We start from the raw sequence: 6,533 nt of genomic DNA, 5'->3' as shown, positions 1-6,533 counted from the left end.
CCCTCCCACGTCACCCGCACCGCCAGCTCCCAGCCCTGCTCACGCCGAGCCAGCACGGCGGCGCGCACCTCCTCGTTGAGGGCTTGCTTGCCGTGGAGGATCAACAGGGCTTTGTGGGCGGTCATGGGGGAACTCTCCTGGGGTCAAAGGTACTTGAAGGATGTTGACCTTTGAGGAGATGAAAAAAGCCATCGGGTTTGGAATTTAATTGGCAGCGGGCAACATCAAGCGCCTACCGTTGGGATAGGTATAAACCTGCCAGGCCGCAATCAGCTTTTGTGCAACTTGCTCATCAACTGCGCCTCAGCCTGGGTCAACCCACACGACTGCGTCAGTTCATCCACGGTCGCGCCCATGCCCACCAGCTTCGCCGCCTGGGCAAAAGACAGGTTCGCTGGATCACGCTGCTCCAACTGCTCCAACTTATCCGGCATGGGTGCGAGGATCGCGCGCAATTCATGCACCTCATCCCCGACCCGCACCGCACTTTGCTGGAAGTGATCAACGCGCTTGGCCAACTCGACCACGCGCCGATCACGCACGGCGTCGCGTTCGGCCTGTTGCGCCACCCACTCGCGTTGCTGGCGCACTGAGCGCAGCAAAAACGCCAATGTCCCGGCCCATAACAGGGCGAGGACGATCACCGCTGCTTCAAGGAACAATCAGATGCTCTCCAGATCCGACCATTCTTCTTCGCTCATCATCTTGTCCAGCTCGACCAGAATCAGCAGTTCGCCGTTCTTGTTGCAGACGCCCTGGATGAACTTGGCCGACTCTTCGTTACCCACGTTCGGCGCGGTTTCCACTTCCGATTGGCGCAGGTAAACCACTTCGGCCACGCTGTCGACCATGATCCCGACCACTTGCTTGTCGGCCTCGATGATGACGATACGGGTGTTGTCGTTGACTTCGGTCGGTATCAGACCGAAACGCTGGCGGGTGTCGATCACGGTCACCACGTTGCCGCGCAGGTTGATGATGCCCAGCACGTAGCTTGGCGCACCCGGAACCGGAGCGATTTCGGTGTAGCGCAGCACTTCCTGCACGCGCATGACGTTGATGCCGTAGGACTCGTTGTCCAGTTTGAAGGTAACCCATTGCAGGATCGGATCATCCAAACCTTGTGCGGACGCTGACTTATTCATACCCCTGACCCCTTGAAATGCCGTTGGACACGGCGTGTGTGCTTCTTCGCTGTGGCCGCACAACCGTGCGGCCGATCTTGTTCAATTAACTGCGTTGCTGGCCCGGCATCGACTTGACGGCGCCGCTGGCGATCAGCTCGGCCAGTTCGGCGACGTCGAGCAACGCGCACATGTGTTCGATCACGGTGCCCGCCAACCAGGGGCGCTGGCCCCGGTGGCTGCGCCATTTGATTTCATTCGGGTCCAGGCGCAACGAGCGGCTGACTTGATGCACCGCCAGCCCCCACTCGTAGCCCTGCACCGAGATCACGTATTGCAAGCCCTGGCGGAAGTCATCGCGGTAGCGATCGGGCATCACCCAGCGCGCGGTGTCCAGCACCTTGAGGTTGCCGGCCTGGCTGGGCAGGATGCCGAGGAACCACTCCGGTTGCCCAAACAGCGGCGTCAACTCCTGACCTTCCAGCGAGTAGATCGAGCCCAGGCACACCAGCGGCACTGCCAGGGTCAACCCGGCGACGTCAAACAGCAGGCATTCGAACGGCTCTGCGGCCCACGCCGGACGGCCGTCACCGGTGACCGGCGGCGGTGTGATACTCGGCGGCATGTGAATTTCAACCACCGGTTCGACCACCACAGGCGCAACCACAACAGGTGCAATCGTCGGTACCACAACCTGCGCATCCCGCGCCTGTTCTTCCAGCACCGCCAACTGGAATTCATCCAGTGTGCTTGGCGCTTCGACGACGGGTTCAAGAGCCAGGATCGGTTCCGGCAGGTCTTCGGCGGTCGCTTCCTGCAGCAAGGCATCCAGGTAGGATTCCAGTGCCAGTTGCGGCCGGGTCTTGACCTTGAGTTCGACGGGACGGTTCATCACGCCACCTGCGCCACAAGTTGTTGCGACAGCAGGTGCTTGAGCAGCGCGCGGTACGCCAGCACGCCGCGACTTTTACCGTCGAACTGCGAAGGGGTCAGGCCCGCACGGCTGGCGTCGCGCAGGCGCGTGTCCACCGGAATGTAGCCTTCCCAGATGGTGTCCGGGTAGGCATCGCGCAGTACGCGCAAGGTGCCGAGGGACGCCTGGGTGCGGCGGTCGAACAACGTCGGCACGATGCTGAACGGCAGCGCCTGTTTGCGTGAGCGATTGATCATCGCCAGGGTGCTGACCATACGCTCCAGGCCTTTGACCGCCAGGTGCTCGGTCTGTACCGGGATCACCAATTGCTGGCTGGCCGCCAAGGCGTTGACCATCAGCACACCGAGCAACGGAGGGCTGTCGATGATGGCGTAGTCGAATTCCTGCCACAGCTGCGCCAGGGTCTTGGCGATCACCAGGCCCAGGCCGCTCTGCCCCGGCGACTGGCGCTCAAGGGTGGCCAGGGCGGTACTCGACGGCAGCAGGGAAATGCTTTCATTGCTGGTGGGCAGCAGCAGTTGCCCGGGCAGATCGCTCGGCACGTTGCCCTTGTGCAGGAACAAGTCATAGCTGCTGTGCTCCAGCGCGTCCGGGTCGTAGCCGAAATAGCTGGTCATCGAGCCGTGGGGGTCCAGGTCGACCACGACCACGCGCTTGCCCGCATCAGCCAGCAAGCCGGCTAAGGCGATGGAGGTGGTGGTCTTGCCGACTCCACCTTTTTGATTGGCAACTGCCCAGACTCTCATTCGGTTGGTTCCTCCCGGTGGGCACAGGCGCGACCGAGACAGTGCATAAGTTATTGAGCCGGTGACGGAGAATTGACGGAGCTTTGCCGTACCGGCGGCTTTGCAGAGGCCGGTGCAGTTTGTGTGCCAGCCCGCTTCAATGCTGCGTCCGGGCTCGCATTTGCCGTGCCGGTGCCGGTCAGGCTGCGGCGTACATCCAGGTTGCGCGAGACCACCAGCACCACCCGGCGGTTGCGGGCGCGGCCTTCGACCGTGGCGTTATTCGCCACCGGCTGGAACTCGCCGTAGCCGACCGACGCCAGGCGACTGGGGTTCACACCCTGCATCGCGAGCATACGCACGATGCTCGCCGCCCGGGCCGACGACAGCTCCCAGTTGGTCGGGTACTGCGCGGTACTGATCGGGATATTGTCGGTAAAGCCTTCCACGTGGATCGGGTTTTCAAACGGTTTGAGGATCGCCGCCACCTTGTCGATGATGGTGAACGCCTGGTCGCTGGGCATGGCATCGGCGCTGGCAAACAGCAGGCTCGAATTGAGCTCGATCTCCACCCACAACTCATTGCCGCGCACGGTCATCTGGTTGGAGCTGATCAGGTCGCCAAACGCGGCGCTGATATCGTCGGCGATGCTTTTCAGCGGATCGCCGGTGCCGCCCATGCCGGCTGAGGTCTCATCGCTGTCGTTGACCAGCGGCTTGGCCGGGGTCACGGTCTTGGGCCGCTCTTCGCCGATAGGGATCGGCTTGAGCGAACGGTCGGCGTCGTTGAACACGCCGATCAGGGCTTGGGAAATGACTTTGTACTTGCCTTCGTTGATCGACGAGATGGAGTACATCACCACGAAAAACGCAAACAGCAAGGTGATGAAGTCCGCGTAGGACACCAGCCAGCGTTCATGGTTGACGTGTTCTTCAGGCTCGCGACGGCGACGGCTCACAACCAATACCTCCCATCAGTCCATGAAGCCCTGGAGCTTCAATTCGATGGAGCGCGGGTTCTCGCCCTCGGCAATCGACAGGATGCCTTCGAGCAGCATTTCACGGTAACGCGACTGGCGCGTGGCAATCGACTTGAGCTTGCTGGCGACCGGCAACAACACCAGGTTGGCACTCGCCACACCGTAGATGGTGGCGACAAACGCCACAGCAATGCCGCTGCCCAATTGCGACGGATCGGCCAGGTTGCCCATCACGTGGATCAGGCCCATCACCGCACCGATGATGCCGATGGTCGGCGCGTAGCCGCCCATGCTTTCAAAGACTTTGGCGGCATTGATATCGCGGCTTTCCTGGGTGTAGAAATCCACTTCCAGGATGCTGCGAATCGCCTCCGGCTCGGCGCCGTCCACCAGCAATTGCAGGCCTTTGCGCGCGTAGCTGTCGGGCTCGGCGTCGGCCACGCCTTCCAGGCCCAGCAGGCCTTCCTTGCGTGCGGTGAGGCTCCAGTTGACCACGCGGTCGATACCACCGGCCAGGTCGACACGCGGCGGGAAAATGATCCAGATCAGGATTTGCATGGCGCGTTTGAACGAACTCATGGGCGACTGCAGCAACGCCGCGCCCACGGTGCCACCGATCACGATCAGCGCCGCCGGGCCGTTGGCCAGAGCACCGAGGTGCCCGCCTTCGAGGTAGTTGCCGCCGATGATCGCGACAAACGCCATGGTGATGCCGATCAGGCTCAGTACATCCATCAGAGGCAGGCCTCCACCAAATGCTTGCCGATATCGTCCAGGCTGTAGACGGCGTCGGCCAGGTCAGCCTTGACGATAGCCATCGGCATGCCATAGATCACGCAACTGGCTTCGTCCTGGGCCCAGATTGCACTGCCGCCCTGTTTGAGCAGGCGCGCGCCTTCACGACCGTCGGCGCCCATGCCGGTGAGCACCACCGCCAGAACTTTGTCGCCGTAGGACTTGGCTGCCGAACCGAAGGTGATATCCACGCAGGGCTTGTAGTTGAGGCGCTCATCGCCTGGCAGGATTTTGATCGCACCACGGCCATCGACCATCATCTGCTTGCCCCCAGGGGCCAGCAACGCCAGGCCTGGACGCAGAATGTCGCCATCCTCGGCTTCCTTGACGCTGATGCGGCACAGCTTGTCCAGGCGCTCGGCAAAGGCCTTGATGCACACCGGCGTGGGCATGAGCGTGGGGCCGGCGTTGGCCGAGCGCAATATCAGCGCGCTATGGGGTGAGGCATGAAGAGCCCGGAACAGGTGATTGCCGAGGTCTTCGGCCTGTACGAGCAGCACGGCACGGAGGATTACATCGGCGAGGCGATATCGCAGCTCGAACACATGTCCCAGGCCGCGCAGTGGGCCATGGCCGAAGGCTTCGACGATGAAGTGGTGCTGGCGGCGTTTTTCCACGATATCGGCCATCTCTGCGGCCAGGGCGGGGCGAACATGGGTGGCTATGGCGTGGTCAGCCATGAGCGGCTGGGCGCCGATTACCTGCGCCGCGCCGGTTTCAGCGAGCGCCTGGCCAGGCTGGTGGAGTATCACGTCCAGGCCAAGCGCTACCTGACCTTCAGCCAGCCGGACTACTACGCCCGGTTGAGCGAAGCCAGCCGCCGCACGCTGGCCTATCAAGGTGGGGTGATGACGCCTGACGAAGCGCGGGCTTTCGAGCAAGACCCGCTCTATGCGATCAGCCTGCGTCTGCGTCACTGGGACGAACAGGCCAAGCAACCACACGTGCCGGTGCTCGATCTGCAAGCACTCAAGGCCAAGGCCGCACGGCTACTGGCCGCGTAGACGGGCCTTACGCCAAACGCAGATGCGCCGCCTAGAGCCTGGGTGCTCGGATCACTAAGGTGCTTGCTTCTTCAATCTAAGGAGCAACGCTGATGCGCTACTTGAAAGTGACGGCCCAGGACATGAGCGGCAATGGTCATGCGGACACGGTCATCCTGCACTTCTATGAGCAGCGGGCTGGCTGTCCCGATGAACTGATCCACGAGATCTTTGCGGTGGACATGAGCGCGGATGGCAAGGTCGACCTGCAATGGGCGGACGACCTGAGCCCGGCCACCCGGCCCGGCATGCTGGAAAAACACCGGGTGGACAGCTTCGCCGACAGCTTTTTGAAGTTGAACTGGTTCAATCGGCGCAGCCACTGGCAGCGCACGCTGACGATGTACGTCGATCATTACGGCAAAACAGGCACACCCAACGCGGTCAAGCTGGACTTCCATGAGCGCACCGCGACGCAGTGCAAGGGTTCGCTGATCTACAAGGCGGCCGCCTATGACGGCGATGGCGACGGGGTGCTGGAGTCGTTTACCAACAGTGACATCGACCGCGACGGTATCGCGGACAAGGCCGATAAAGAGTTGATCCGCACGTTTTGTACGACCTTTCTGGGTTTTGAGTGGTACGCACACTAATAAGCGCGGTCACGCTTCGTCGAGCCGGGCGGCCAAGGCTTCGACCTGTTCCTGGCGCTCGGCCTGGCTCAATTTGGCGTGGGGGTTGAGGGACGACCATTGCGGATGGGCGCGGGCCTTGTGCAGGGCATCGGGCAGCTTGCCTTCGCGCCAGGTCTTGTCCTGGGGCGTGTCGACCTTGATGCTGTGTATCGCCGCATGACCGCGCAGGTTCAGGGCTTTGAGCAATTGGCGTTGGCGCAGGGCCAGCAGACGCAGCACGCTGTCGTCGACGGTCAGCTCGCGCTGGCCCTTGATCTTGCCCAGCAGGCGGCTGCCATAGCTGCGCGCGGTTTGCAG

At 62.3% G+C, this 6,533-nt stretch carries 9 protein-coding genes and 2 pseudogenes; 2 read left to right on the top strand and 9 right to left on the bottom strand.

The features are described from left to right. From L9Z73_RS23085 to L9Z73_RS23050, 8 genes and pseudogenes are all read right to left on the bottom strand, one after another. Positions 1-125: pseudogene (locus L9Z73_RS23085) on the bottom strand (lipid kinase YegS); the annotation flags it as partial. Between the two features lie 144 nt (positions 126-269). Further along, positions 270-662 (bottom strand): DUF2802 domain-containing protein, encoded by a 393-nt coding sequence (locus L9Z73_RS23080; protein WP_198717125.1) that lies wholly within the window; start codon positions 660-662, stop codon positions 270-272. Continuing rightward, entirely contained in the window at positions 663-1,145 is a 483-nt protein-coding gene (locus L9Z73_RS23075) for a chemotaxis protein CheW (protein ID WP_198717126.1), read from the bottom strand. Positions 1,146-1,230: 85 nt separating this feature from the next. Then, complete coding sequence (locus L9Z73_RS23070) at positions 1,231-2,016, bottom strand: CheW domain-containing protein (protein ID WP_247405931.1); 786 nt, start codon at positions 2,014-2,016, stop codon at positions 1,231-1,233. Further along, positions 2,016-2,804, bottom strand: coding sequence for a ParA family protein (locus L9Z73_RS23065; RefSeq protein WP_247405928.1), 789 nt, complete (start codon positions 2,802-2,804; stop codon positions 2,016-2,018). The genes L9Z73_RS23070 and L9Z73_RS23065 overlap by 1 nt, the downstream gene beginning before the upstream one ends. A 50-nt stretch (positions 2,805-2,854) precedes the next feature. Further along, the gene (motD, locus tag L9Z73_RS23060) at positions 2,855-3,742 is read right to left on the bottom strand and encodes a flagellar motor protein MotD (protein ID WP_247405925.1); all 888 of its coding nucleotides are present in this window, start codon (positions 3,740-3,742) and stop codon (positions 2,855-2,857) included. A gap of 15 nt (positions 3,743-3,757) precedes the next feature. After that, positions 3,758-4,498, bottom strand: coding sequence for a flagellar motor protein (locus tag L9Z73_RS23055; protein ID WP_247405923.1), 741 nt, complete (start codon positions 4,496-4,498; stop codon positions 3,758-3,760). Next, positions 4,498-4,929, bottom strand: a pseudogene (locus tag L9Z73_RS23050) (chemotaxis protein CheB); the annotation flags it as partial. The gene L9Z73_RS23055 and the pseudogene L9Z73_RS23050, both read right to left, overlap by 1 nt. Before the next feature lie 75 nt (positions 4,930-5,004). Here L9Z73_RS23050 and L9Z73_RS23045 point away from each other — a divergent pair. Both L9Z73_RS23045 and L9Z73_RS23040 read left to right on the top strand, forming a co-directional pair. Continuing rightward, positions 5,005-5,562, top strand: coding sequence for a phosphonate degradation HD-domain oxygenase (locus tag L9Z73_RS23045; protein WP_247405920.1), 558 nt, complete (start codon positions 5,005-5,007; stop codon positions 5,560-5,562). Positions 5,563-5,654: 92 nt separating this feature from the next. Beyond that, positions 5,655-6,194, top strand: coding sequence for a hypothetical protein (locus tag L9Z73_RS23040; RefSeq protein ID WP_247405917.1), 540 nt, complete (start codon positions 5,655-5,657; stop codon positions 6,192-6,194). A 9-nt stretch (positions 6,195-6,203) separates the two neighbouring features. Here the strand turns inward: L9Z73_RS23040 and L9Z73_RS23035 are convergent. Further along, a partial coding sequence (locus L9Z73_RS23035) for a DUF3482 domain-containing protein (protein WP_247405914.1) occupies positions 6,204-6,533 on the bottom strand: 330 nt, incomplete at its 5' end.

The organism is Pseudomonas emilianonis, assembly GCF_023072625.1.
Lineage (GTDB): Bacteria > Pseudomonadota > Gammaproteobacteria > Pseudomonadales > Pseudomonadaceae > Aquipseudomonas > Aquipseudomonas paraveronii.
This window is presented reverse-complemented; position numbering and strand designations above follow the sequence as displayed.